The organism is Maribacter ulvicola, from assembly GCF_900155985.1.
In the GTDB taxonomy this organism is placed as follows: Bacteria; Bacteroidota; Bacteroidia; order Flavobacteriales; family Flavobacteriaceae; genus Maribacter; species Maribacter ulvicola.
The window spans coordinates 424105-448877 of record NZ_FTMA01000001.1 but is presented as its reverse complement, the minus strand read 5'-3'; the positions used below and the strand labels follow the sequence as shown (position 1 = coordinate 448877).

Sequence of the window (24773 nt, the reverse complement as noted above, 5' to 3'; positions counted from 1 at the left end):
AAGGTATTGGTAAGAGAATTTGGTGATAAAATGATAGGCTAAATGTAGTTGAAAACCTAATTTCGTCACTAATTTACAGTCTTTCCAGGAACAAGTATTTTAAGCGGTAATAAAATCCTTTAAAACCGTACAATTTATCCAAAAACCAAAGTAATGCCCTTCTCGTATTTTTATATAACTTTGCAACCCAAAATTAATTACGCCAGTGCCCAAAATAGGAGACATACAACTGCCTGATTTTCCGTTGCTTTTAGCACCTATGGAAGATGTTAGCGACCCACCATTTCGTGCCCTTTGTAAGGAGCAAGGAGCAGATGTGGTATACACAGAATTTATTTCTTCGGAAGGATTAATTCGTGATGCCGCAAAGAGTGTCATGAAGTTAGATATTTATGAAAAGGAACGCCCTGTAGGTATTCAGATTTTTGGTGCCAATTTAGACAGTATGTTACAATCTGTAGAAATTGTAGAGAAGTCAAAGCCAGATATTATAGATATTAATTTTGGTTGTCCTGTAAAGAAAGTAGTATCAAGAGGAGCAGGAGCCGGAATTTTAAAGGATATTGATTTAATGGTTTCTTTGACCAAGGCTATGGTAGAACATAGCAACTTGCCTATAACCGTAAAAACAAGGTTGGGTTGGGATGATGATTCTATACGAATTGTTGAGGTTGCAGAACGATTACAAGATGTAGGCTGTGCAGCAATTGCCATTCATGGTAGAACCCGTGCACAAATGTATAAGGGAAGTGCAGATTGGAACCCTATTAGAGAGGTAAAGAACAACCCTAGAATGCATATACCTGTATTTGGCAACGGTGATGTAGATTCTCCTGAAGCAGCCATGAAAATGCGTGATGATTATGGCTTGGATGGGGCCATGATCGGTCGTGCAAGTATCGGTTATCCCTGGATATTTAGAGAGATAAAACACTTTTTTGAAACAGGAACACATTTAGCTCCGCCAACTATGGAAGAGCGTGTAGATGCCGCGCGTCGTCACCTACAGATGTCTATAGATTGGAAAGGTGAAATATTAGGTGTTTTTGAAACCAGAAGACATTATACCAACTATTTTAAGGGCATTCCTAATTTTAAGGAATACCGTATGAAAATGGTAACTAGTGATGATTCTGCATCCGTATTCGCAGCATTTGATGAGGTGTTGCAAAAATTTGGCGACCACCAGTTTACAAACGTTTAAAGATCCACTAATTTTTTATTGATACGGCTACTTGCAATTTTAGAGGCAATGATACCTAGTACAATGATGGTTGCCAATACTATGGCTATATTAATGGGTTCAAACTTTACCGGGTAAGCCAAAGACGGGGTTATTTTTAACCAACTAAAAGCTAGCTGCGACCAAACAATCAGTACGCCTATTAGCACACCGATAAATCCGCCAAAACCGGTAACTAGAATACCTTGTACAAAGTAAATTCTACGTAGTTCTTTTATGGTAGTACCAAGGCTGTATAGGGTTTTAGAATTCTGTTGCTTGTCTAATATCATCATAATAATAGCACCTACCACATTAAATAGGGCAATGATAAGTACCAAGGTGAAAATAAGATACGTAGCTACATTTTCAGTATTCAGCATTTTGTAGAGCGTACTGTTCAATTGCTGTCTGTTTTTCAGTTGTACGTCATCACCCAAAATAGTTTGTATTTCATCACGTACGGCACTAGGTTCAACACCTACATCCATCTTAAAATTAATGCCGGAAATGGAAAGTGAATCCTTTTCCAATAAAGCCTGGGTTAGTCGTAAATCTGCAAATACATATTTATTATCCAAATCTGCTTCAACAGCATACACGCCACCAATAACCATGGGCAATTGATTGTAAAGCGATGAAATACTTTGTTGGGATATAGAGCCCTTACCAGGTTTAAAGGCATAAATCTGCATAGGACTACGAAACTGATTAATAGTAACCCCTAAAATATTGGCAATGCCCAAACCTGATACAACTTGGGTGTCGTTAATGGTCCAGTCGCCAATGTAGAGTGTACTGTCAACACCGGTTACTTTGGTGTAATTGCTATCTACCCCTTTTATGTAGGCAATATGATTTTTGCCCCGGTGCTCAAGAGATACTTTTTCTTCTAGCTCTTTGGCGTAAAATGCGAGTCCGTCAAGAGATTGTAATTGCTTTTCTTGATCGGGGGTAAGGGTGAAAATCTTTCCGTAATTGGGTGAAGCTTTTAAATCTGGATCAAAAGATTCAGTAAAAGAGAGGCTAAAAGTTTTTAATCCGGCGAATGCCGAAAGTACAATAAACAGTGCTGCAGAACCAATAACTATAACTAAAAAGGTGATAAAATTAATGATGTTTACAGCGTTCTGGGTGCTTTTAGAACGTACATACCTTTTAGCGATATAGAGTGGAAAATTCAACCGATCAAGACTTTTTACGTTTGGGTAACAAATCTCTGTTTTCTATTGGGTTTTCTTCGCGTTTCAATGATTTTTCAATATTCTCTATGTAATCTAAAGAATCATCAAGGTAAAACAACAACTCTGGTACTCTACGCAATTGGTTACGTGTACGCTGAGAAAGCTCGTGTTTAATAAGTGGTTGATTAGATTTTATACCTTCCATCAATTCGGCAGATTTCTCGTTAGGGAAAATGCTCAAGTAAATTTTTGCGATAGATAGATCCGTAGTCACCGCAACCTTAGAAACCGAGATAAGTGTATTTCTTAGTCCGCCATCAATGGCGGCCTTTTGTAGAATATCTACAATATCTTTCTGAATGACCCCAGCTATCTTACGTTGTCTTTGCGTTTCCATACTGCAAAAATACATAGAAATTGTATCTTAACCTCTATATGATGTACACCGAAGCAAATAAGGCATGAAAAAAATTGAACATTTAGGTATTGCAGTGAAGAACTTGGAAGAATCTAATGCACTTTTTGAGAGATTATTGGGTGTAGCACCCTATAAAAAAGAAAAAGTAGTTTCTGAGCGCGTAGTAACCTCTTTCTTTAAAAACGGACCTAATAAAATTGAATTATTGGCATCTACTGATCCCAACGGACCAATTGCCAAGTTTTTAAAGAAAAAAGGAGAGGGTATACACCATGTTGCTTTTGAAGTAGAAGATATTTTCGCAGAAATAGACCGCTTAAAGAAAGAAGGTTTTACAATACTAAACGAAAAACCAAAAAAAGGAGCGGATAATAAGTTAGTAGCCTTTGTTCACCCAAAGACAGCAAATGGCGTATTGGTAGAGTTATGTCAAGAAATTAGAGCATAATTAAACTTGTTTTATTTAAGTATTGAAACCATAAAGATTCTTGATTCAAAAAAAATATGAAAATAGAAATTTACATGAACTTACATTTCCCTTCTTTTTAAAAGTTAAATGAAGGCTGATGTAGATAAAATGACGTTTAGATATCACAAAGAATAAAGTAGAAAAGCTTCATTGGTTAGCACCTTTATTGTAGATGTTTAGTCCTTATCTTTAATGCGCAAATAAACTATTCTACGAACTATGCATAAAAATCTTGTGTTGGTTAAAAATAAGTAGTAATATTGCATCCGCAATTTGCGGGTTTTGTAATGCAACTAGTTTGAGCACTAGTTAAACCGATTTTAATTGGAATACGTTTTACAAAATTATAACCGGTCCTATAGCTCAGCTGGTTAGAGCACCTGACTCATAATCAGGTGGTCCCTGGTTCGAGTCCAGGTGGGACCACTAGTAAAATCAAGGCTTTCAAGATTTATTTCTTGGAAGCTTTTTTTGTTTGCACATAATTTGCACATATAATTTAATTTTTATTTTCAAACATTAATTTAACTTCATTTGATATTAAATGATATCATTTTGTAGCTAATTGTCCCCAAATCTTACCATAACTTACCTGCGCACGGATCCTGTTTCGATTTTATAGTGTTCTGGTAGATAAGCGTAAAGTAAAATCGAAATAGGGCGCACACTACTTTTGATTTGGAACACTATCTTTTTCTTTAATCCATTTTTTATAGGCTTGAAACTGCTCGGGATTGTTTTCAAAATATGCTTTGAGATTTAAGACTGCTTGCCGCTCACCTTCAGCGAATGCCCGTTCCCGAATATCAGGTGTTTGAGATACCTTAAAAGCTAGATAGCCGATGATGATAAATGTAACCAACCAAATCGAATAATGCAGCCATAGCTGAACTTTTGGAACCAGTCTTGCTTTTGCAATCCGTTTCTTTATATGATAAACAGATTCTTCGAGTTTCAAATTATTCTGTTTCTCTAATTCTAAGTGCTCAAGGAGCATTCTCTCGATTTCAGAAGTATCGGGTTGTATTTTGATGTTTTCGACATTTTGAGCTAACCGTTCCAATCTGTTTATTGATGTATTGAAACCGTCCAGTTCGTCGGTGAGCAGTTCCATTACCTCGTCCAGTTTTTTATATCCCATAGCTTTTTATTTTAGAACCCGATTCCCGTTTCGATGGCTTTTCTGATTGTTTTTTTGATGATGTTCTTGGCGATACTGGTAGCCAGATTGGTACTCAGTTCCAAAGTCTTCCCCAACAGCTGAGCTGACTTTCCTACCTCCAATGGTTTTGCAATGCCCCTATTTTGTGAAAGCTGCGCCATAATCCTTCCTCCGGACATGGAACGGTGTACTTCGCTCGCCTTGAAATTCTGTCCTTTGTATTCGAATCGAAACCCTTGTAACTTGTTCGCCTTGTTGATACATGGTATGACTTCCACCTTCTGTGCCTTCATCGTCTTGATATAAACATCCAAGGTTTTTGGCCTTTCGTTCACCATAATTTTCTGATGAATATGCTTGATTTCAAGACGTATTCTTATCGTATCCATCTCCTTTTCTAGTTGCACTTCCTTGACGGTAGTAAGCCCCATATCATAGGCTACGTTCTCGGCGGCCAATTGGCTCCGTTTACCTATAAAACTGTCATTGTAGGCCTTGCCGTCGAAACCGATTCGGTTCACGTAAAGATGGACATGGGTATGTGCCTTATCGCGATGAACGAAGGCCACTGCCTGATTTTCCTTCAATCCCATTTCTTTTACAAACTTTTGGGTCAGTTCCCCTAACCGTTCTTTGGTAAGGTTTTTACCGTCTTCTCGGGTAGGGCTTAGAATAAAGCTCAGGCTGTTCTTTTGGCATCTTGTATTCTGTTCCTGTATCAGCCTGAACTCCTCTGTTATCTGTTGGGCATTATCTCCCGCAAGATGTTGGCTAAAGACAATTTCGGCATCCTTCTCCTTGTCCAGACCGTAATCGATGTTGGCTCTGGTGTTCCCGACTGCCTTTCCCTTGCCTATCATTTTTTTATGCTCTTGAAATTATAGAGATGAGTTCGGATTTCCTCCGCCAAATTCTCGACCTCGCTGGCCAGTTTCGGGTTATGTCTCTTGAACATATTCCCGATACGGGTAAAATTCCCTTTGTACTTTACCAGTATTTTATAATGCGTTAACTGCTCTTCCGTTAAACGTTCGATTACAGAATTTCCGAAGGCGGAACTACGGCAGTACTCCGAAAGGGAAATACCGGCCCGCTCCGCTCTTTTCTTGAGTAGCTTTTTCTCGTAAATGGAACACCTGAATTTGATGTAGGTCTTTTTCATTTGTTTTTTTCTTTGCGACCGCCGGGAGTAAAGCAAGTTTGTTTTTGTGGCAACAAAAACACATCTTGCGCCTTCTGCCCAACTCCATTAATAGAACTACCTCTCAGCCATTCGTTCATATCCTTGAATCCTGAATAATGTTTCGATTTGTCCTTACAGCTTTTAGAGTGCGCCATCAATTTTTCGGTTGTTCGTTTTCCATTGCTATCGTTGTCCAAATAGAGTTCGATGCTAGAATAACCCTCTAATGTTCGCATCACCTTTTGAACGAATGCCGTTGAGTTCAATACCAGAAAATCATAATCCGATTCCAAGTTTTTATGGTACTCTAAAATCGATAACAGGTCGAACATGCCTTCGGTAATAATGAGTTTATCGTATCCGTTTTTGATGTGGGTGATATCCTTGGGCGAACTTGAATTTTTATAATATTTGTTCCGTAGTTCCCAGCCACCGGAATCGTTTTTAAGACCAGTGGCGAAGTATTTCCTTCCCCTGAACATATAATGGACTTCCGAGCAATACTTTGATGCTGTTGCCATTGAAATGTTACGTTCATGCAAATACTTCATCAATCCCAGATGCTGAATAGGTTTGGCGTACATGATTGTGATTGTATGCTCTCGCTGCTTTTCCAAAAATGGTTGCTTTTGAAAAGAAAAAGAAAGTTCATCCTGTCCTATTATTTCTAATGCTTCCTTGACCGTACCTTTTGTAATCAAACAGATAAGGCCGATAACATTCCCTCCTTTTCCTTCTCCATGGTCGTACCATCTATTGAGCTTCTTGGACACCTTGAAAGAGGCTTGGGTTTCCGGGCGGATAGGGCTCAGGAACCAAGCTTCTTTCTCGTTCGTTCTGGTCGGAAAGTGCCCTAGTTTTGCCAGCGCTTTTTCGATGGGAAAAGCTCGGGCTCTTTCACACGATAATCCGTTTGTTCTTTCTTTTTTCATAAGCCAATTCGTTTTACTTGTTTTTTTGATGATATGATGACAGCACCCTTTAAAGCCCCTATGGTATTGGATTTAACGTGTCATCGTTTCATCATCGTGTCATCATTCTCTGCTTTTATACGACGTTTTCTGTCATCATTATTTTTTTTGATGACAGAATGATGACAGTTTGATGACAGCTTTAGCCTTTATAGACATTGGCCTCGGACTATTCCGTCATCGTATCATCGAAATTTTTGGTCAAAAAGTCTTTTTCGACCGTAAAGTAGCGTCCTTTTGCATCGGCCAAATGGATATCGCCATCGCTCCAAATGACGATTTTTTGGTATTTGTTCGAGTTGTCCTGATTGGTCAGTTTCCAGTCGTTCTTCAGCAGTTTCCGCAGCTGTGTCAAATCTGTTTTCACCCTGGTCTTATTAAGCAAATGCAGGGCATCGATGGGACATAGATTTATACTGTCCAGTTCAAACTTTTCCATCACGCTGAACAGGATACTTGCCAGCTCCTTTTCGACCCTATTCCTATTGTTCTGTACCAGCCTTGCCAAGGCAGGGGTTCTAATCTGTTTTGGGGTAAACCACATTCTGGTAGTATGCTCCGTGTATAGCTTTCGTTGTTGTAGATAGAACAGGAAAGCCGGTATCTCCGATATCAATTGATGGAGAAAATTTGTTTCCTCTTTATTAAGTACAGGTATCTTCAGTACCCAGAAACGAGTCTCGTTTCCATCTATCTTGATAAAGTTGTCCTCGTTGTTACTGCACAGTATGAACTTACCGAAGAACTCCACCTCCCGTTTGTCCTTTCCCTTGGCCTCCAATTTATTGATGTTGGTCGTACTCAGGTATTTGATACGCTCTGTCAGCTCTTCTTTATTGAACAGTACCTCGTCGATACAGATGAGCAATTTATTTGCCCAGTCCGCATTGAACTGGCTGCTGAAACTATCGTTGGTCAAATAGGTCATATTGTTGTCGAACAGGGCCTTCATCCATTTCAGGAAGGTGCTTTTGCCCGTGGAACGTTCTTTGGAGACCAAACACAGAATAGGCAGTACCTGTACCGGTTTGGTGTAGAGCAATTGCAGGTAGTCCAGCCCCAGTTCATAATGTTTGCCGAAAATATGTTTCACAAAATCCAACGAGGTCGTACATTCTCCTTCTTTTGGGATTGTCGGCAAAGGGGAATAGGTGTTATAGAACCCTTTATATTCCTGTTTGAAATCAATATGGCTGGGTATGCAGGTAAACCCATCGTACTTTGGAACCTTGCTCAGGTAATCCTTACCATGGTCTTGGCGGATGGTCTCGATGTTCCAATGCACCAGTATTTCATTGAAATGCCCTGCGATGGTCGGTGCCTGTACCAGTTTATAGTACGAGGTTCCTACCCGTAAGTACGGTATGGTTTTCATAAGAATTGTTTTGACCGCCAAGGACATTCCCTTGGCGATATGATGATTGGATAGAATATTAGATTTCCTGAACGTAGTCCCTTTCGTTCTGGAGCAACCACCTGACGATTTTCTTTCGTTCGAAAAATATCAGTTTCCCATTGGGTTTGGAGTGAGGTATATTGCCAGCCGCAGTAAGCTTGTAAAGATAGCTTCGAGAAATTCCCGTATAATCACAGGTTTCCTCAAAGGTCAGTACCTTTTTATTCGCTGTAAGAAGTTTTTCCAAACGATCGAGCCGTTCGAGAATCAAATAATTGTCCATTGTTTTCCTTTTTTAGGGTTACAGAATGAACAAAAGCGCTTTTGTTTTCTTTCAATATTGTTACTTGATAAATGTATGAAAATAGGCAAATGAAGAAATGGATTTATACAAATAGTTATCCACAAATAGCTGATATACAATAAATTAAACCAAATAACATTAAACTAAATAGTGTTAAAGGACCATTTATTTTATTTGGTTTCATTTGATGCCAAATGGAACTAATCTTAATATTGGGCAATAGGTGATATTATAGATGAAAACAGGGTTATCAACAATTAAAACTGAAGGAATTAGAAAACAGGAACTTTAAAAAGGCGGATTTTAATGTTTGGATTGTTTTAAATGCAGTCTAATACTTTCTGAAACACAAGCTGAAGCAACTGTTGTACAGCAATTAGATGCGCTACCTCCAACTATATTGTTTGCAGCGAATTTTGAAATGGTAATTTTTTTCAAGGATAGAGGAAGTTTTTTCGAATTTTTCATAATTTTAAGATTTATTTTTAATTATTAAGGAATTTAACAGTTAAAGTATTTATTTTCAAATAAATTATGATTTGTTATATTAAATTTTTCCTGATTAAGAGATTTTACATTAGTCCAAACCATTTGCTCTTATCTTTTTTATTTTTTGCTCTCTCTCATTATTTAACTGGTCAAGAAATTAGAGGAGTTGTATTACACAACAATGAACCCTTATCAGGGGTCAATATTTTAGTAAAAAATACCTTGGTAGGAACAAAAACTAAATCCAATGGGGAATTTAAAATAAATGCTACTTTAGGAGATACTTTGGTTTTTTCACATTTAGGACTTCAAACTTTGGAAAAACGTATTTCAAAAATTTTTTTACCACCTATTGAACTTTTTGATAAGTACGAAAAACTGGATGAAGTTATAGTAACTGACGCAAAGAATACATCAGATGGTCCAGGTACAAAGTCTAAAGAGGTTAGCAGTATTTTCGGAAATTTGAACACTAAAGCTGCTGGTTATTCCATTAATGAAGTTTCTGGAAAAGATCTTAATCTTGCAGCTCCAGAATCTCCCAATATACCGTCAATAGCATTTGCACTTAACGGCAAAGTTACAAACTATAAAATAACAACAGAAGGAATAGTTCTTCGTTCTAAAAATTCGATGACTCAGGACAATACAGCTTTATGGGAAATCGATGGAATAACTTATGATGGATATCCCCCATACGTCGATTTAAATACTATTGAAAATGTGTATGTTATTAAGAGTTTAGCTGGTACTACAAGGTATGGTAGTAGAGGTGCCGGAGGAGTGATAATAGTAAAAACGATCAACTCTAAAATAGGAAATAATAATGAAATAAGGGCTGGTAAAATTGAAAAACCTAGCTCGGTACCATATAAATCGTTAAAAAGGAAACCCTTTTTATTTGAAACATTCGGAGATTCATCTATGAGTAATTTAGTAAAAGATATTTCAGGTGATTTGAATATACTAAGAGGGCTAGCTTATTATAATCAATCTAAAGGAAATCAAACCATAGCTGCTCAAGTATATAGAGAAATTTTGTCCTTGGATAGCGAAGATATTATATCTCACCGTAATGTAGCCCATTGTTGGCACTTAAGCAATAAGCCTTTGAAGGCTTGGTCTGATTATATGATCGCATTTAAAAACAGTGATAGTTTAGATCAGACAAAAATTCGCAATATAGTATTTAATGAAATGGAAAAACTCTATGTAACTGAAAAGCTAAGAGGAAAGGTTATTGAAAGCTTCCAACCTCAGTCGGATTTTTCAACCGTTGATAATTTGATGACAAGAATAGTATTGGAATGGTCCGATGCTAATCAAGATATTGGACTGGAGGTAGTAGATCCTGAAGGTAATTCGTATTTAGTCGAGTATGGTGAGTTTTATGGCACAAAAAATGGAATAGAAGAATTTTTTTTAGATAGGACTATTAGGGGGAAATGGCAATTTAATTTTTTACCAACTGTAAAAAATATTAAAAATTTATACTTAAAGGTATCTATATACAATGAATGGAATTCAAAAAGAAAAGCAATAGCTAGTATCAACCTGTTCAGATTCACTTCCGAGGACAGCGATAAATATCAACTTTTTGAGTATATAGTAAATTAACTTTCATTAGGTTTCCATAAAATACTGATTACCAGTTTAAATCAATGGAAATTCGTACTTAGCTAAGTATTTTATATTATAGTCAAAATTAAGAGATATTATTAGCACCTGTACCAAGATAGAAATAATGGCTGCCATAAGGCCTTTCAAAAACAGTACTGAAAAAGGCTAGTCATACCGAAAACCTTTATAGAAAAAAATTACACACCATCGGAGATGTGAGATTATCTTGCTATTTCTAAGCTGACCTTTTATCTATCTTAGGAAATGAGGAGTCCTAGTTAGAAACTAAACCTATTGTATAGATTAACTATTTCTCTTAATATTCGTTCTGAGAAAATCTGGAAAGCTTTTAAAGAGGTAATCCCGCTACTGATATTTTATGTTCTTATTCCGGTTTTACTAGTAATGTAATTGTATTACTATTTGTAAAAGTGTATTAAATTTTGGTAATTTAAGAGTCTAATTAAAGAACCGTTTTTAGGGACAGCTCGACTGCAATTCGAAAAGTTTCTATTTCAGTTCCATTTGTCGTTCTTTTTAGTAATTCACCTTTTATAAAACTAAATTTTGACCTGAATTCTCATATCTTATTACAGACAATTCACCAAGGAAAGAAAAAATTCAAAATACATTATGTATTAAATAATACTTATGACTAGTTTAAGCATGTTCTGCTTAAAAATTAAAAGATCTTAAAGCTCTATTATTACTGGCGGAGAATACTAACTTCGAACCGCTACCTCTTAATTGCTATAATTAAATGATGTTCAATTGTTCTTGATAACTGTCTATTATGTTATTCGGCAAGGACTTAAGATAAATCTGTGTTGTAGCCATGCTACTATGGCCTAACATTGCTGAGATTGCCGGCAAAGGAATCTGTTTCAACATCGCATGCGTAGCAAAGCTGTGTCTCGATACATATGAGGTAAGATGTTCGTCGATTTGACAGATTTCGGCTATTCGTCGCAGGCCTTTATTGTATCTTTTTCGAGCCCCATGTACATCTTTATATTGTAAATCTAATGTCTCTCGTCTAACTATCGGAAGTATAAAATCATCTTTTTTCTTCCCCGAAATGTAAAAATCTAACAGTTGGTTCATTTGGCACGTTATTTTGATATCATACAATTTTGAAGTTTTCTTCCTCTGAAACTTAATCCTACCGTCAACTACGTTACTCATCTTTAAAAAAGCCATATCAATGAAAGACATGCCAAAAAGCATATAGGAAAGCAAAAAGTAATTTCTATAATGAAACGGCCAACTTCCTTTTTCCAATTGTAGTAACACTATTTTTTTCAAATTTTCGCTATTCATTGCTCTCTTTGCAGTCGGTTCAGTTCTAATTTGATAGCTTTTAAATGGATAGGCGTCTTTGGATATAAGCCCTCTTTTTATTCCTTGGTTATAAATCGACCTAATTGTTCTCATGTAGGCAGCTAGACCGTTTAAGGAATTACTTGGCTTGGACAGATGGAACCTTTCAAAACTTTTTAAAAAATCATAGTTGATTTCATTGAACTTAACATCTGATGAATTTATTGAACTTTTTAAAACACTTACAACTTCTTTATAGGTGCGAGCAGTTCCTAAACGTTCAGAAAGCCTAAGATCTTCCGCTAGTTCAGTAGCAAACTCGAGGAAGGATTCATATTTTGATTTATTGACAATTTTATCCTTTACCTCTTTAATAGACATGAAATCTAGTTCTTCGCAATCCTGTAGTCGATTGATGACATCATTTGCATTCGACAATTGCTTTACTAGAAGATTATTAAGAAAGTTTATGGCTTTAACCCGTTTGTAAGTATTTCGTATTCTTTGCCTTGAATCATCCCAATAATTTATAGGAACAGAATGACCTGTAGAAATAGAAGTAGTTTTTTGAAAATGACCTAATCTAATTATGATGGGATAGCTTCCATCTTTCCTTATTCTACGTGTATCCAGACTTAATTTTAAACTTGTTTGCATTTTTTGAAAGTACAAAAAAGTTTGCACATAATTTGCACATAAAACTTTGGTTTTAAATGAGCTTGTTTGATATCAAAAAACATTAAATAATTGATTAACAATATAATACGTTATAGTTTGTGTTTAGATGAGCCTTATTCCGATTACTCATAATCAGGTGGTCCCTGGTTCGAGTCCAGGTGGGACCACATCAATAATCCATAACACACTTTTAATTAAGGAGTTATGGATTTTTTGTTTTCAAGAGTTATTTTTTTTAATATAAAAGATTTTGTTAATTCCTTCACTAAATTTTAATAGTACACCAACCGTTACTGTTCATCGCTATGATAAATAACTGATAATCATATTAATATTTAAAGTTTATGAGGTGTTTAGGTTACTTTGTATTTTATCAAGTAACATTTAACTTTTAGAAGCATTTCAAAACCCTATCTTGGGAAATTTTTTAGTGCACCGTTTTTTTGTCAAGAGAACTTTATTGACATAAGCACAGTGTGTTATATTTTTGAAATATTAAAATTATAGAATGGATATCGTTATAATAGAAGATGAAGATCTAGCAGCAAGTTCTCTAGAAAAGATGCTGCTGAATTTAGACCATCCAATTCATATAAAAAAACGTTTGGAAAGTGTTGAACAGTCATTACAATGGTTTGAAAACAACACATGTGATCTTATTTTTAGTGATATTCATTTAGGTGATGGCGAAAGTTTTGAGATTTTTGAAACCTTAAATATTAGTATTCCGATCATTTTTACAACAGCATTTGATCAATATGCTATTCAATCGTTTCAGTTTTTTGCTATAGATTATTTATTAAAACCTTATGATATGATAAGGTTAAGTAGTGCTGTTAAAAAACATATAGAATATAGACCAAATTCAGTTATAGACTATAACCAATTAGATTCCTTTCTTCATCAATTAAAGGGTAGCCAAGAAAAAAAGGAATATCAAGAACGCTTTTTGGTATCAAAAGGAGAATTACTGCTTTCAATAGATAGTAAGGAAATAGCCTATTTTATGGCAGATAACAAATCTCTCTTATTATTTACCCATAAAGGGGAGCGTTATTTTTATGATGACACAATTTCTAGTTTAGAGCACAAACTTTCTACCAAGCAATTTTTTAAGATAAACAGAAAGTATATCATTAGTCATTCTGCTATCAAAACCATGGCAAAGTATAGCCAAAATAGATTAAAGATAGAATTAAAGGTACCTGTTTATTCAAATGATTTAATTTTTGTTAGTGCCAATTATATCAACGCTTTCAAAAACTGGTTAAATAATTAGAATGTTTGGAAATAAGATGCTGTCAAAATATAAAAAACAAAGCCAATACTTCTTTGTTAGTCTATTGTTTATTGCTGTTTATTTTATAGGAAGTTCGTTGATAACTCCTAAAATTACTTCTGTATCAGAAAATTTGGTGGAGGACCTTTTTCAGGGGAATTTAAAGTATAAGGAAAACATTGTTTCTTTTGAATTCAATAAGCTTAACAACTATTTAATTGATATAGAGAAAATTTTCCAATATGAAGCATATAATGTGTATAGTAATGAGCTGAAAAAAAAGCTGTTGTACTCTTCTGGTTTAGTGGTAGAAAATAGAAATATCTCTAATACTTTTATCAAAATTTTAAAAGAAAACGGTAAAATAGATTTTTATAGTTCTAGTACAGACTCTTTATTTGAGAAAGAAGTTGATGACTATATTCTAGAGAATAACCTCTTAAATAGTAATGGGAGTAAAGATGTAGTGCTAACGGTTAAGGACAGTGTTGTATATAGAAAAACTTATACTAAAAAATTAAATGACAATACAGTAGTCGTTTATGGTTATGACGTTGATTTGTTGCGTTTTTGGAAATACTTTTCAGAAAAATATAAGGGTGATGGTGGCTATACGGTAGTAACTAATAAAGAGGGTGTTTGTATGCTGCACCCAGAGACAAGTTATATTGGAAAAAAAATAGACGGGTATTTTAATACGATATCATTAGATAAGGTACTTGAAAGTACAGTAGAAATAAATGGGTATTATGTTCCTAAAAACCATAACATATTAAAAACAAAAGCGGTGTCTGAGTTTTTAGATTTAGAAGTGTTACGGTATTATGATACTATTAAAATAAACCATACACCGTTAATTGTTGTCGTTAATTTTCCCTTAGACATTCATTTAAAAGAAACAACGCAAAGTATACAGCGCTATTTTTCATGGATAAGCCTTCTAGCTTTTATAACTTTTATGTTGATGTTAATAGTCTACAGGTTACAGTTAAAAAAAGAGTATGCAGAAAATTTAAGAGTTTTAGAAGAAAAAGAGCAGCTGGTTTATACCAATGAAAAATATCAGAAAGAGAATGCGGTACTTCAATTAAATCAACTGAAAAAGAAAATGAATCCTCATTTTTTATTCAATAGTTTAAACTCTTTACATGTTTTAATTGATGTAGACCCAGAGTTGTCTCAACAGTTTGTCCTTAAACTTGCAGAGGTATATCGGTATCTTTTAGAAGAGAGAGAGGGTAATTTAATATCAGTTAAAAAGGAAATTACTTTTTTGGAGCAATATATATTTCTACAAGAAATACGATTTAATAAAGGTCTAAATGTATCTATTATTTATAATTGTGATGATAAAATTTTAATGAAAAAAATACCTTTTTTGTCTCTAGAAACTTTAGTCGAAAATGCAATTAAGCACAATAATATAACAAAACAAAATGCTTTATTTATAGAAATAACAATATCTAATAATAACATCATTGTGTTAAACAATTATATGCCTAGAAAGAAGAAAATTGAGAATAGTCATCATATTGGGCTAACTTATTTAGAGAATACATATCAACATTATCAAATTAAAGACTTTAAAACGGAAATATTTGAAGGCAAATTCAAATGTATTCTACCTTTTATTAACGTATAATAATACTTCACTCCCTTTTTTATTGAGTTCACTCCTTTTCATTTTGTTCATCATGTTATTTCATGAAAATTTGAGGCATAATTAATTTTTTTCATGATATACGCTTCGTTAAAAGAAAAAACCACCTACCGGTTTTCTGTAATTTTTATATTGTTTTTAGTTGGAGTAGCAGGTTTTGCACAAGACAAAAAAGATGCTGTACAAAAAGATAGTGTTGAAAAAGGAAATGATAAAAAGCTTAATTATAAAAAATTAGTTAAAGAGGGCAATGTTAGAAAGGGAGTGTTTAATGTTTATACCTTAAAGGAAGATTACTATTTTGAGATTCCAGATTCACTTTTAAGTCGAGATTTTCTCGTTGTAAATAAAGTGTCAAGTGTGCCGTATGCATTAAATGGCCATGGGTTAAATAAAGGAATGACATTTGAGACCAAATTGGTTCGTTTTTATAGCGATTCGGTATCGAACAAAATCTGGGTGAAAACGATAAACCCAAGAGTAAAATCACCTAAAACAGATGCTATAACTCGTTCTGTAAAAGACAATTTTAGAGAATCTGTCATTGAAGAGTTCGATATTGAGACAAACAACTCAGATTCTACATCATATTTTATAAAAGTGAACAAGATCTTTAATGGTAAAGAAAAAAGCTTTAGTGATGTACTTACCAATGTTGGACTAGGTGGGAGCATTAAGACCGATCTTTCAAAATTAGAAGGTATTAAATCGTTCCCTAAGAATATTGTGGTGAAATCTGCAATGACAACTTCGGTTGCAGAAGGTGGTGGTCCCAGTATGCCATTGACTATTGGTGTTACCACAAATATTGTATTACTGCCAACCAAAATTATGAAGCCACGCTTTGCCGACAATAGAATTGGCTATTTCAGTATACCAATGGAATATTATTCTGATAGTCAGCATGAAGTAGAGTCAAGACAATTGATTACGCGTTGGAAATTAGAACCAAAAAAAGATGATATAGAGAAGTACAAAAAGGGCGTGTTGGTAGAGCCAAAAGATCCTATAGTGTATTATGTAGACCCGGCTACTCCTAAACAGTGGAGATCGTTTATTGAACAAGGTGTTTATGATTGGAATGTAGCATTTGAAGCTGCAGGATTTAAAAATGCGGTAAAGGTGAAGTTTCCTTCAGAGGAAGATACTGATTTTGATGCTGATGATGTGCGCTATTCGGTAATTACGTATGCCGCTTCAGAAAAGCAAAATGCTATGGGACCATCTGTCGTAGATCCTAGAAGTGGAGAGATTTTGGAATCTGATATTATTTGGTGGCATAATCTAATGAAAGGTTTACATTCTTGGATTCGTGTTCAAACAGGACCTATAGACCCTAAAGCTAGAGCTAATAAATTCTCAGATGAACATATGGGAGAAGCCATTCGTTTTGTGTCTTCTCATGAGGTTGGTCATACTTTTGGTTTAAAACACAACATGGCAGCTTCTTATAGTTATCCAGTAGATTCTTTGAGGTCCAAAACATTTACTTCTAAAATGGGTGGAACTGCACCTTCTATAATGGATTATGCACGCTTTAATTATGTAGCACAGCCAGGAGATGATATTGTGGACATTACACCAAAAATTGGGGTTTACGATACTTATGCTATTGACTGGGGATACCGATGGATAGAAAATAAAACGGCCCATGAAGAATTGCCTATTCTAAATAAATGGATACGCAAGCACGAAAACAACCCTATGTATTTTTACGGTCCACAGCAAGGCGATGTTGTTGATCCACGGTCCCAAAGCGAGGATTTAGGAGATAATGCGGTAAAAGCAAGTGAATACGGACTTAAAAATTTAAAGCGAATTATCCCTAATATTCTAACCTGGACAAAAGAAGAAGGACAAGGGTATTATAAGGCATCCAAGCTATACAAAGAAGTTATAGATCAATGGCAAACATACAATGGCCATGTCATGGCAAATATAGGTGGGGTACATATTAATAATACGGTTTATAAAGATGGTAAAAACACCTATGAACCAGTAAGTGTAGAAATGCAAAAACAGGCATTGGACTACCTTATAGAAAATGCCATTTTACCACAGAAGTGGCTGTTTACACCTAGTATAATCAATAAAATATTTGCAGTAAGGGATGCCCCAGATGGAGAACGCTATTACTCACCTGTTTCCATGCAGCGTATTTATCAGACCAATGCTATTTATGCGTTGGTTAAAACAGATCGGTTAATGCGAATAACTGAAAATAGGGTGCTGGTTAAAAATAATGAAGAAGCATTTACGGAAGAGTATTTGTTTGACCAGTTGTTCAATGCCATTTTTACAAAAACGAAAAAAGGCCATTCTTTAGATATGTTTGAACGAATGACTCAGAAAAACTATATAGATGTTTTAACTGTTGATAGAAACAAGCTTTTAGAAAAAACGAAAGATAATAAAGCGGTAGATGGTGAAGATCAGTTTAAAAACATTCATTTTTCATACTTGCCAAGGGTTGCGGATATTGGTACAAATAAGCGTGCCGCTTTAGATAAAGTATTGAAATTATTACAAAAAAAGAAAAGAAAAGGCGATAGGGCAACAAGAGCACACTATAACGACTTGATCGCTAGAATCACTTATAATCTGAAATACTAATTCATGAGGGGGTTATTATATATATTAATTTTTATTCCAACATTACTTTTAGGTCAAAACCAAAAAGTAATCACCGGTCAGGTAATCGACAACGCCACAAAATCGCCAATTATCGGAGCTTCGGTATACGTATCTTCAGCTATAATAGGTAGCAAAACTAAGACAGAAGGTGTTTTAGATAGTAGTATGTTGGGTACAACAACGAATTTTGATGGTGAGTTTTCACTAACCGTTAACAACGATGTTATTTCTTTTTTGGTTTCCTATATGGGGTACGAAACAGAAAAAGTAACTATTTCAGATAACGACACGCATTTTACCATTGTTTTAAACGAAAATGTTGAAGCACTTGATGAGGTGGTTTTAACGGGATATCAGAAAATAGAAAAACGTAAAATAACATCCGCATATAAGAAAGTAGAAATGTCAGATTTGGAACAATCTGGCGTTATGACGGTAGATCATATGTTAACCGGTCAACTTGCCGGTGTTCAGGTTCAACCTACAACCGGTGCACCTGGCGCACCTGCGAAAATTGTAATCCGTGGTAGTGCTTCATTAAATGGATCTTCTGATCCACTTTGGGTGTTAGATGGTATTCCATTAGAAGGTAATGATATCCCAAAAGATTTTAAGGATAAAGATAATATTGACAACCTACAATCTTACCCTATTGCTGGGTTAAACCCAGAAGATATTGAGAGTATTACGGTATTAAAAGATGCTTCTGCAACCTCAATCTATGGAGCAAGAGCTGCTAACGGTGTTATTGTAATAACCAGTAAAAGTGGTAAAAAGGGTGCCATGCGGGTACAGGCAAATGGTAACATCTTTGTTACCCAAAAACCAGATTTCTCTAAGTTGAACCTAATGAATTCAGCAGAAAAAGTTGATTTTGAGTTGTATTTGGCAAACCGTACAGACTTAACTTACCAACAAGGTAGAGGAGACGTTGCTCGTATTTTAAATGCTAATAATGATTATGTAAATTTTCAAAATAACGGTTTTAATAATATTTCTTCAGCGTCTCAAAATGCAATCAATAACCTAAGAAACTCCAACACAGATTGGGGAGATGTTTTATATAGAACAGCCATTAACCAACAGTATAGTGTAAGTGTTTCTGGAGGCAATGAAAATAATAACTATTATTTTTCTACAGGTATTTTTGATGAAAAAGGCACTACCAAGGGCACAGGGCAGCAGCGATATAATATTACTTTAAAAGATAAATTTTCTATAAACGAAAAATTTAAGGTAGGTGTGGCTCTGTTTGGAAGTCAAACAAGAACAAGTTCATACATTACTGGAGCTGATGCATATACCAACCCTTCTTATTATTCAAGAAATGCAAACCCTTATTTAAAGTTGACCGATGAGAATGGAAACTATCTTTACGATCCAGATTTGGTTGAAAGATCAGACTTAAACTTAGATTATAATGTTTTAGAGGAAAGAGAAAATACCAATTACGAATTGGTGTCCAATTCTTTAAAAGCAATTTTTGATGCTAATTATAAGTTGTTCGCTGGGCTACAGATCAATACTCAATTAGGGCTACAGTTAGATTTTGACAAAACCGAGAAGTTTAGTGATGAACAAAGTTACTTTACAAGAAAGTATGAGCAAAGATCTAGATACAATACAGAGGATGGTGCTGCATTTTATATGCCTAAGGGCGGTATACTGCAAAACTGGAATTCAGATGTGTTTCAATATAATTGGAAGACAACAGTAAACTACAACACAACCCTTAATGAAAGACATGAGTTAGATTTAATGGCGGGTACGGAGTTTAGAAGAAATAAAAAGACAGAAATCCATGCAAAAGGCTTCGGTTTTAATCAAAATACATTAACTACCATTGCCATAACAGATGAGAGGTCTTTGACAAACGCTTTGTTTGATCCGTATAAGAAGTCGTACTTCGAGAATGCTTATGCTTCGTTCTTTGGAACAGCGTCTTACACATTTGATCGTAAGTATACTTTTTTTACAAGTTTAAGATATGATGGTTCTAACCTGTTTGGGGTAAACCCTAAATATAGGTATTTGCCTTTATGGTCTTTTGCAGGGTCTTGGAATGTGAATAACGAAGATTTTCTTTATGATATAGATGCTATTAGTGATTTAAAAATTCGTGCATCTTATGGTGTACAGGGTAATATAGATAAATCTACATCTCCTTTTGTTCTTGGAGAGTACTATACAGAATCTCTTTTACCAGGTACCAATGAGGATCTTATAAGAGCATTAAATGCACCAAATGCAAATTTAAGATGGGAAAAAACGGTTTCTTCAAACCTTGGGTTTGATCTAGGGTTACTGAATAACAAAGTATATATTACCAGTGATTATTATTACAGAAAGAGTACCGATTTAATTGGTCTACAATCTGTTCCTCTAGAAAGCGGTTTTAGTTTTATAAATACAAACTGGGCTAGTATTAGCAATAAAGGTTTTGAATTTTTAATTAATACGGTTAACGTTCAAAATGATGATTTTAAATGGACATCAAGCTTTAATATTTCTCGTAACAAGAGTATAGTTGAGGATATTGAAATTAGGGAAGAAGATTTTAAACCATCGCTAAAAGGGTACAGTCCAACGGCTATTTTTGCTATAAAAACTGCCGGTTTGGATAGTAATGGGCTACCATTATTCTGGAAAGATGGTAAAAAAGTAACGGCAGTAGATTTCTATAATTTAGAAGAAGGCACAGATGGCAGTCAATTAACAAGAGAAGAGCACCGAAACTTATACTCATATGTTGGTGATGGTGCGCCTAAATTCAGTGGTGGTTTCAATAATAGTTTTAAATATAAACAATTTGGGCTTCGTATTTTAACGCACTTTAATCTTAAGCAAACGGTTCAGGCAACGCCTAGTTACTATCTAACTCAAGCAGAACCAGGTAAAAACTATAGCACGGATATCCTTAAAGCAGGAACAGGCAATTTTCCGGCCTTAATTGGATTTAATACACCTGGCTTTGATACTGATTTAGTTTATAACTGGTTCAATTCTTCAGATGACGGTAGAACATATGATGATCTTGATATTTGGATTAAAGACATTTCTTATATACGTATAAGTAGCATTAAGCTAGGGTATTCTATACCAAAAAAGCAATTGGACAAACTAAAGATAGCAAGCTTGGATTTTAATATCGAAGGTCGTAATCTATTTGTTTTAGGCACAAATTATGACGGTTTCTTTGACCCTGAAACTTATGGTAGTATTTATTCTCAACCAATCCCTAAAATTATTTCTGTAGGGTTCAATCTGGCATTTTAATAAAGACAGTATTCATGAAAAAACTAGCATACATCATATTATTGACATTGAGCTTTACCGCTTGTGATGATTATTTAGACATTGAGCCGGTAGGTCAAATTATACCGACTACAGTAGAAGATTATAGAAATTTTTTAACATCGGCATACGCCATTAATACGGGTTCTAAGGTTTTAACGACCTACCGGGGAGATGAATTAAGTTTAAGTGCTACAGCCGTTGGAATTGAGCAATATGAAGATCTTTTTATTTGGAACGATGAAAACCCAAGTCCATTGACATCGGCTTACCCATATGCCAGTATTTATAATATCATTTTTTATGCCAATCATGTTATTAATAGTGGTGATGAAATGAAAGGTGGCGTTCTAGAAAAAGAGCAGTTGATCGGAGAAGCTCATGCCTTAAGGGCAATGCAATACTTTGACTTGATCAACCTGTATGCAAAACCATACAATTCATCAACTGCAAGTACTGATACCGGTGTACCGATCACAACAACTTATGATTCTGAAAAACCGTATCCAAGAGAAACGGTTGAAGTTGTTTATGATTTAATACTGAGCGATTTGGAATCTGCAGAATCTCTTTTAAATGTAAGTCAACAAGAGACTGGGTATAATTATAGATTTTCAATTTTAGCGGTAAAAGCATTTAAGGCAAGAGTATATTTATTTAAGAATAATTGGCAATTGGCCATTGATGAAGTTAACCAAGCATTGGCTATAAACGACGAATTACAAAATTTAAACTCTAATAGTGCAATACTACCTTCAGAGTATAATTCTGTAGAATCCATATTAGCTTTAGAAACGGTGGCCTCTTTTGATATGACCGAAAACGCAAGTATCTCTGAGGATTTATTGAGTATTTACGATCAAACAGACGACTTACGTTTTTCCATATACTTCAATGAAGAAAGTGACGGTACCTATCATTCTAGTAAAAGTGCAGATACCAAGTTTAAGGTTTCTTTTAGAACTGCAGAGTTGTATTTAATACTTGCGGAGTGTTATGCTCAGTTAAATAACCAAGACCAGGCAAAGGCACATTTAATTGAGCTTGCCAATATGAGATATACGCCAATAGGTTTAGAAAGATATAGAACAAGAATAAATGAGTTAAACTCAGCTGACGTATTGGAAGAAGTCTTGGAAGAAAGAAGAAGAGAGTTTGCTATAGAAGGGCATAGATGGAACGATCTAAGAAGAACTACACGACCATTACTGATTAAAAATTATAAAAATCAAGAGTTTAGATTAGAAAAGGATGATGATAGATATACTATTCCATTTCCTAATGATGCAATTATAAATAACCCCGATTTATAGATAAGGGAACAAATTGTAACCTGTTTTACGCCTTTCGGGTTCAAGGATTAATTAAATAAGGCATTCTAAATACAATTAAATAAATAATAAATTATGAAGAGAATTTTTTCGATTTTAAGTCTATTTGTAGCAATCTCAACAGTGATGGTTTCGTGTTCAAGCGATGATGATACTGTGGCATTATCAACATTAACAGCTATCAATGATTTTTCAATTGCAATAGATGGTGTCAATGCAGATGATATTACATATGATTTAGGAAATACTATAGCAATTGAAGTTCCTTTTGGAACCAGCTTAACTACGGTTGTACCAACAATAGGGATTTCTGAAAATGCAACAGTAACGCCAAACTCTGGATCAGAGGTGACATTTGTAGACGGTGAGGCTAAAACTTTTATAGTAACCGCTGAAGATGGTACTACTGCTAAAGAATATAGTGTAGTGATCAATATTCGCGCAGAGGTTGGTAATGGTACGCAATTACTTACGTATCAGATTGCAGATTTATTCGGTGAAAACTCAATAACTACGTATAGCTATAATGAGTCTAATTTTGTAAGTTCTTATACTAAAGAAATCAATGATTTTGGAGATATAAATACTGTAGAGTACATTTTAGTTTACGATGATAAAAACCAAGTTTTAGAAAAAAAATCTGCAGATTCTAAATCAATTACGGTTTACGAATATAATGATGAAGGACAAATAGTAAAAGGTAAATACAGCTTTGAATCTGAGTTGACCTACACCTACGAATATAGCTATGATGCAAATGGTGCTTTATCTTCTGAGAAAAGAACAGACCATACAAGCGATGATGCCGTGACAGAGGTGAAGTTTACGATCGAAGAAGGAAATGTAGTCCTTGAAAATAGATTTTCTGATGATTATATAGCCACATATGATGATAAGAACAACCCTTTTAAAGGATTATACCCTGCAGCTTATGCAGCTATAAATGCTGGCATTACGGCTGTAAACACCAATAATCCTATTTCTGGTACTTTAGCAGATGGTGCTATTACTTATGAGTACAATACAGATAACTACCCAATTAAAGCATCTTACACATATTTTGATGGTTTGGCTAGCGTAGAAAAAAATTACACCTACTAATTTAGAGAATTAAATTAAGGCCAATTTTATACTAGGAACACTTTAATAAAGAGTGTTCCTTTTTTTATACAATAATATACATGAAAACTTATATTTACATATTACTTGTTTTAATATTTATTGGCTGTAGTAATGACGGTAAGAATAGTCAGCTAGAACAAGAAGAGGAGGTTGTTTTAACGAAAGAGGAAAAATTAATTCAATTATATAATACAACATTAGTTCCATTATTCTCAAGGTATGAAGCACTTGAAATACCTTCCGAATTTCAAATTATTGAACAAGATTTAGGTGTTAATGCCGGTGCCGCCTTTGGTTATGTTGAAGTAAGTAGAGGGTTAGTTAATTGTACAGAAGAAAGTATTCAATTATTCGCCTTAACTCATGAGGTTGCCCATATAGCTACTTTACACCAAGCAAGTTTATTTAATTTAGAAGGTTTTCTTTCTGAAGGACCGCAATTAAATGCCTATAAAAAAGCCGAGTATTTGGCAGATTTAATAGCTGTACATTTAATTAAATCTAAGGCACCGCTATTTTTTGAAGATTTAAAAAGTAATTTCCATATTTTAAAATTGATTTTAGGTAGTGAGACCTTTACACACCCTTCTGGTACCGATCGCATAAAACAAATAAATAAGTATATAAATTTAAGTACTACCAAAACTAACAATATAGCCTTTAAAGAGCTGTATTTAAATATTTGGAATAATAGTATTTAAGTACAATCTGTTTACTAAATAACGTTATTGTTGATCTTAACCGGCTAAGTAGGGTCAAGGGTTTAAAATGACATCCAATTTTAATGGTATTAAAGGTAGAAGGCCCTTTGTACAGAAATAGAAATTACGGTATAATGTAATACAAAGGTTAAGGGTTATATTATTGTTTGCAAATATGTAGTGGTATGGAAATAGGATTTAGATTGGTAACAAGGATCTGATTTCATTTTTAGCAAAAATTCAAAATGCACTAATTATATATTTTTTTGATATTGTTACGGTTAAAGTCCTATGTAGAGATAATTTCATTCTGGTTTCAGTAGTAGAAACAAACAT

General features: G+C 34.6%; 20 protein-coding genes and 1 tRNA gene. 11 read left to right on the top strand and 10 right to left on the bottom strand.

The genetic code is table 11. From position 1 onward, the window contains the following. The first annotated feature begins 205 nt into the window (after nt 1-205). Complete coding sequence (gene dusB / locus BW936_RS02015) at nt 206-1204, top strand: tRNA dihydrouridine synthase DusB (protein ID WP_076546650.1); 999 nt, start codon at nt 206-208, stop codon at nt 1202-1204. Here dusB and BW936_RS02010 read toward each other — a convergent pair. Together BW936_RS02010 and rbfA are read right to left on the bottom strand one after the other, a co-directional pair. Beyond that, nucleotides 1201-2406 carry an ABC transporter permease gene (locus tag BW936_RS02010; protein ID WP_076546649.1) on the bottom strand — a complete coding sequence of 402 codons (1206 nt, stop codon included), beginning with the start codon at nt 2404-2406 and terminating at the stop codon, nt 1201-1203. The two genes, dusB and BW936_RS02010, sit on opposite strands and share 4 nt — an antisense overlap. Nucleotides 2407-2410: 4 nt before the next feature. Next, complete coding sequence (gene rbfA / locus BW936_RS02005) at nt 2411-2803, bottom strand: 30S ribosome-binding factor RbfA (protein WP_076546648.1); 393 nt, start codon at nt 2801-2803, stop codon at nt 2411-2413. A 64-nt stretch (nt 2804-2867) separates the two neighbouring features. On the opposite strand from rbfA, the gene mce reads away from it, so the two are divergent. Continuing rightward, on the top strand, nt 2868-3272 hold the full coding sequence (gene mce / locus BW936_RS02000; protein WP_076546647.1) for a methylmalonyl-CoA epimerase: 405 nt from the start codon (nt 2868-2870) through the stop codon (nt 3270-3272). Nucleotides 3273-3645: 373 nt separating this feature from the next. Continuing rightward, a tRNA-Ile gene (locus tag BW936_RS01995) sits at nt 3646-3719 on the top strand. Nucleotides 3720-3960: 241 nt separating this feature from the next. Here BW936_RS01995 and BW936_RS01990 read toward each other — a convergent pair. The 7 genes from BW936_RS01990 to BW936_RS19570 form a co-directional block, all read right to left on the bottom strand. Then, on the bottom strand, nt 3961-4434 hold the full coding sequence (locus tag BW936_RS01990) for a DUF6730 family protein (RefSeq protein ID WP_076546646.1): 474 nt from the start codon (nt 4432-4434) through the stop codon (nt 3961-3963). 11 nt (nt 4435-4445) lie between these two features. Continuing rightward, entirely contained in the window at nt 4446-5315 is an 870-nt protein-coding gene (locus BW936_RS01985) for a relaxase/mobilization nuclease domain-containing protein (protein ID WP_076546645.1), read from the bottom strand. Next, entirely contained in the window at nt 5312-5617 is a 306-nt protein-coding gene (mbpA, locus tag BW936_RS20095) for a mobilization protein MbpA (protein WP_076546644.1), read from the bottom strand. The genes BW936_RS01985 and mbpA overlap by 4 nt, the downstream gene beginning before the upstream one ends. Beyond that, nucleotides 5614-6570 carry a toprim domain-containing protein gene (locus BW936_RS01975; protein WP_076546643.1) on the bottom strand — a complete coding sequence of 319 codons (957 nt, stop codon included), beginning with the start codon at nt 6568-6570 and terminating at the stop codon, nt 5614-5616. Before BW936_RS01975 ends, mbpA begins: the two co-directional genes overlap by 4 nt. Nucleotides 6571-6778: 208 nt before the next feature. After that, entirely contained in the window at nt 6779-7984 is a 1206-nt protein-coding gene (locus BW936_RS01970) for a primase-helicase family protein (protein WP_076546642.1), read from the bottom strand. 58 nt (nt 7985-8042) lie between these two features. Further along, a complete protein-coding gene (locus BW936_RS01965) occupies nt 8043-8288 on the bottom strand; it encodes a helix-turn-helix transcriptional regulator (protein ID WP_076546641.1) in 246 nt (81 codons plus the stop codon). A gap of 324 nt (nt 8289-8612) precedes the next feature. Then, the gene (locus BW936_RS19570) at nt 8613-8777 is read right to left on the bottom strand and encodes a hypothetical protein (protein WP_159438993.1); all 165 of its coding nucleotides are present in this window, start codon (nt 8775-8777) and stop codon (nt 8613-8615) included. 66 nt (nt 8778-8843) lie between these two features. Between BW936_RS19570 and BW936_RS01955 the strand changes: the two genes are divergently transcribed. Continuing rightward, complete coding sequence (locus BW936_RS01955) at nt 8844-10415, top strand: carboxypeptidase-like regulatory domain-containing protein (protein ID WP_076546639.1); 1572 nt, start codon at nt 8844-8846, stop codon at nt 10413-10415. Nucleotides 10416-11174: 759 nt separating this feature from the next. Here BW936_RS01955 and BW936_RS01950 read toward each other — a convergent pair. Then, complete coding sequence (locus tag BW936_RS01950; RefSeq protein WP_076546638.1) at nt 11175-12395, bottom strand: site-specific integrase; 1221 nt, start codon at nt 12393-12395, stop codon at nt 11175-11177. Nucleotides 12396-12924: 529 nt separating this feature from the next. Between BW936_RS01950 and BW936_RS01945 the strand changes: the two genes are divergently transcribed. From BW936_RS01945 to BW936_RS01915, 7 genes are all read left to right on the top strand, one after another. Then, a complete protein-coding gene (locus tag BW936_RS01945) occupies nt 12925-13695 on the top strand; it encodes a LytR/AlgR family response regulator transcription factor (RefSeq protein WP_076546637.1) in 771 nt (256 codons plus the stop codon). A gap of 1 nt (nt 13696) precedes the next feature. Next, entirely contained in the window at nt 13697-15337 is a 1641-nt protein-coding gene (locus tag BW936_RS01940; RefSeq protein WP_076546636.1) for a sensor histidine kinase, read from the top strand. A 93-nt stretch (nt 15338-15430) separates the two neighbouring features. Further along, complete coding sequence (locus BW936_RS01935; protein ID WP_076546635.1) at nt 15431-17968, top strand: zinc-dependent metalloprotease; 2538 nt, start codon at nt 15431-15433, stop codon at nt 17966-17968. 3 nt (nt 17969-17971) lie between these two features. After that, complete coding sequence (locus BW936_RS01930; RefSeq protein ID WP_076546634.1) at nt 17972-21265, top strand: SusC/RagA family TonB-linked outer membrane protein; 3294 nt, start codon at nt 17972-17974, stop codon at nt 21263-21265. A 14-nt stretch (nt 21266-21279) separates the two neighbouring features. Next, complete coding sequence (locus BW936_RS01925; protein WP_076546633.1) at nt 21280-22596, top strand: RagB/SusD family nutrient uptake outer membrane protein; 1317 nt, start codon at nt 21280-21282, stop codon at nt 22594-22596. Nucleotides 22597-22689: 93 nt separating this feature from the next. Then, complete coding sequence (locus tag BW936_RS01920; RefSeq protein WP_143744044.1) at nt 22690-23715, top strand: hypothetical protein; 1026 nt, start codon at nt 22690-22692, stop codon at nt 23713-23715. A gap of 80 nt (nt 23716-23795) precedes the next feature. Beyond that, nucleotides 23796-24437: a M48 family metalloprotease gene (locus tag BW936_RS01915; RefSeq protein ID WP_076546631.1), complete on the top strand. Its 642-nt coding sequence runs from the start codon at nt 23796-23798 to the stop codon at nt 24435-24437. Nucleotides 24438-24773 lie beyond the last annotated feature (336 nt).

What these genes read in the sequence shown, in the direction of transcription:
- BW936_RS01990 (WP_076546646.1), bottom strand. Translation starts at nt 4,434, where the DNA reads ATGGGATATAAAAAACTGGACGAGGTAATGGAACTGCTCACCGACGAA.
- BW936_RS01925 (WP_076546633.1), top strand. Translation starts at nt 21,280, where the DNA reads ATGAAAAAACTAGCATACATCATATTATTGACATTGAGCTTTACCGCT.
- mce (WP_076546647.1), top strand. Translation starts at nt 2,868, where the DNA reads ATGAAAAAAATTGAACATTTAGGTATTGCAGTGAAGAACTTGGAAGAA.
- BW936_RS01950 (WP_076546638.1), bottom strand. Translation starts at nt 12,395, where the DNA reads ATGCAAACAAGTTTAAAATTAAGTCTGGATACACGTAGAATAAGGAAA.
- rbfA (WP_076546648.1), bottom strand. Translation starts at nt 2,803, where the DNA reads ATGGAAACGCAAAGACAACGTAAGATAGCTGGGGTCATTCAGAAAGAT.
- BW936_RS01940 (WP_076546636.1), top strand. Translation starts at nt 13,697, where the DNA reads ATGTTTGGAAATAAGATGCTGTCAAAATATAAAAAACAAAGCCAATAC.
- BW936_RS01955 (WP_076546639.1), top strand. Translation starts at nt 8,844, where the DNA reads ATGATTTGTTATATTAAATTTTTCCTGATTAAGAGATTTTACATTAGT.
- BW936_RS01945 (WP_076546637.1), top strand. Translation starts at nt 12,925, where the DNA reads ATGGATATCGTTATAATAGAAGATGAAGATCTAGCAGCAAGTTCTCTA.
- BW936_RS01920 (WP_143744044.1), top strand. Translation starts at nt 22,690, where the DNA reads ATGAAGAGAATTTTTTCGATTTTAAGTCTATTTGTAGCAATCTCAACA.
- BW936_RS01935 (WP_076546635.1), top strand. Translation starts at nt 15,431, where the DNA reads ATGATATACGCTTCGTTAAAAGAAAAAACCACCTACCGGTTTTCTGTA.
- BW936_RS01930 (WP_076546634.1), top strand. Translation starts at nt 17,972, where the DNA reads ATGAGGGGGTTATTATATATATTAATTTTTATTCCAACATTACTTTTA.
- BW936_RS01975 (WP_076546643.1), bottom strand. Translation starts at nt 6,570, where the DNA reads ATGAAAAAAGAAAGAACAAACGGATTATCGTGTGAAAGAGCCCGAGCT.
- BW936_RS01985 (WP_076546645.1), bottom strand. Translation starts at nt 5,315, where the DNA reads ATGATAGGCAAGGGAAAGGCAGTCGGGAACACCAGAGCCAACATCGAT.
- BW936_RS01970 (WP_076546642.1), bottom strand. Translation starts at nt 7,984, where the DNA reads ATGAAAACCATACCGTACTTACGGGTAGGAACCTCGTACTATAAACTG.
- BW936_RS01965 (WP_076546641.1), bottom strand. Translation starts at nt 8,288, where the DNA reads ATGGACAATTATTTGATTCTCGAACGGCTCGATCGTTTGGAAAAACTT.
- BW936_RS01915 (WP_076546631.1), top strand. Translation starts at nt 23,796, where the DNA reads ATGAAAACTTATATTTACATATTACTTGTTTTAATATTTATTGGCTGT.
- mbpA (WP_076546644.1), bottom strand. Translation starts at nt 5,617, where the DNA reads ATGAAAAAGACCTACATCAAATTCAGGTGTTCCATTTACGAGAAAAAG.
- BW936_RS19570 (WP_159438993.1), bottom strand. Translation starts at nt 8,777, where the DNA reads ATGAAAAATTCGAAAAAACTTCCTCTATCCTTGAAAAAAATTACCATT.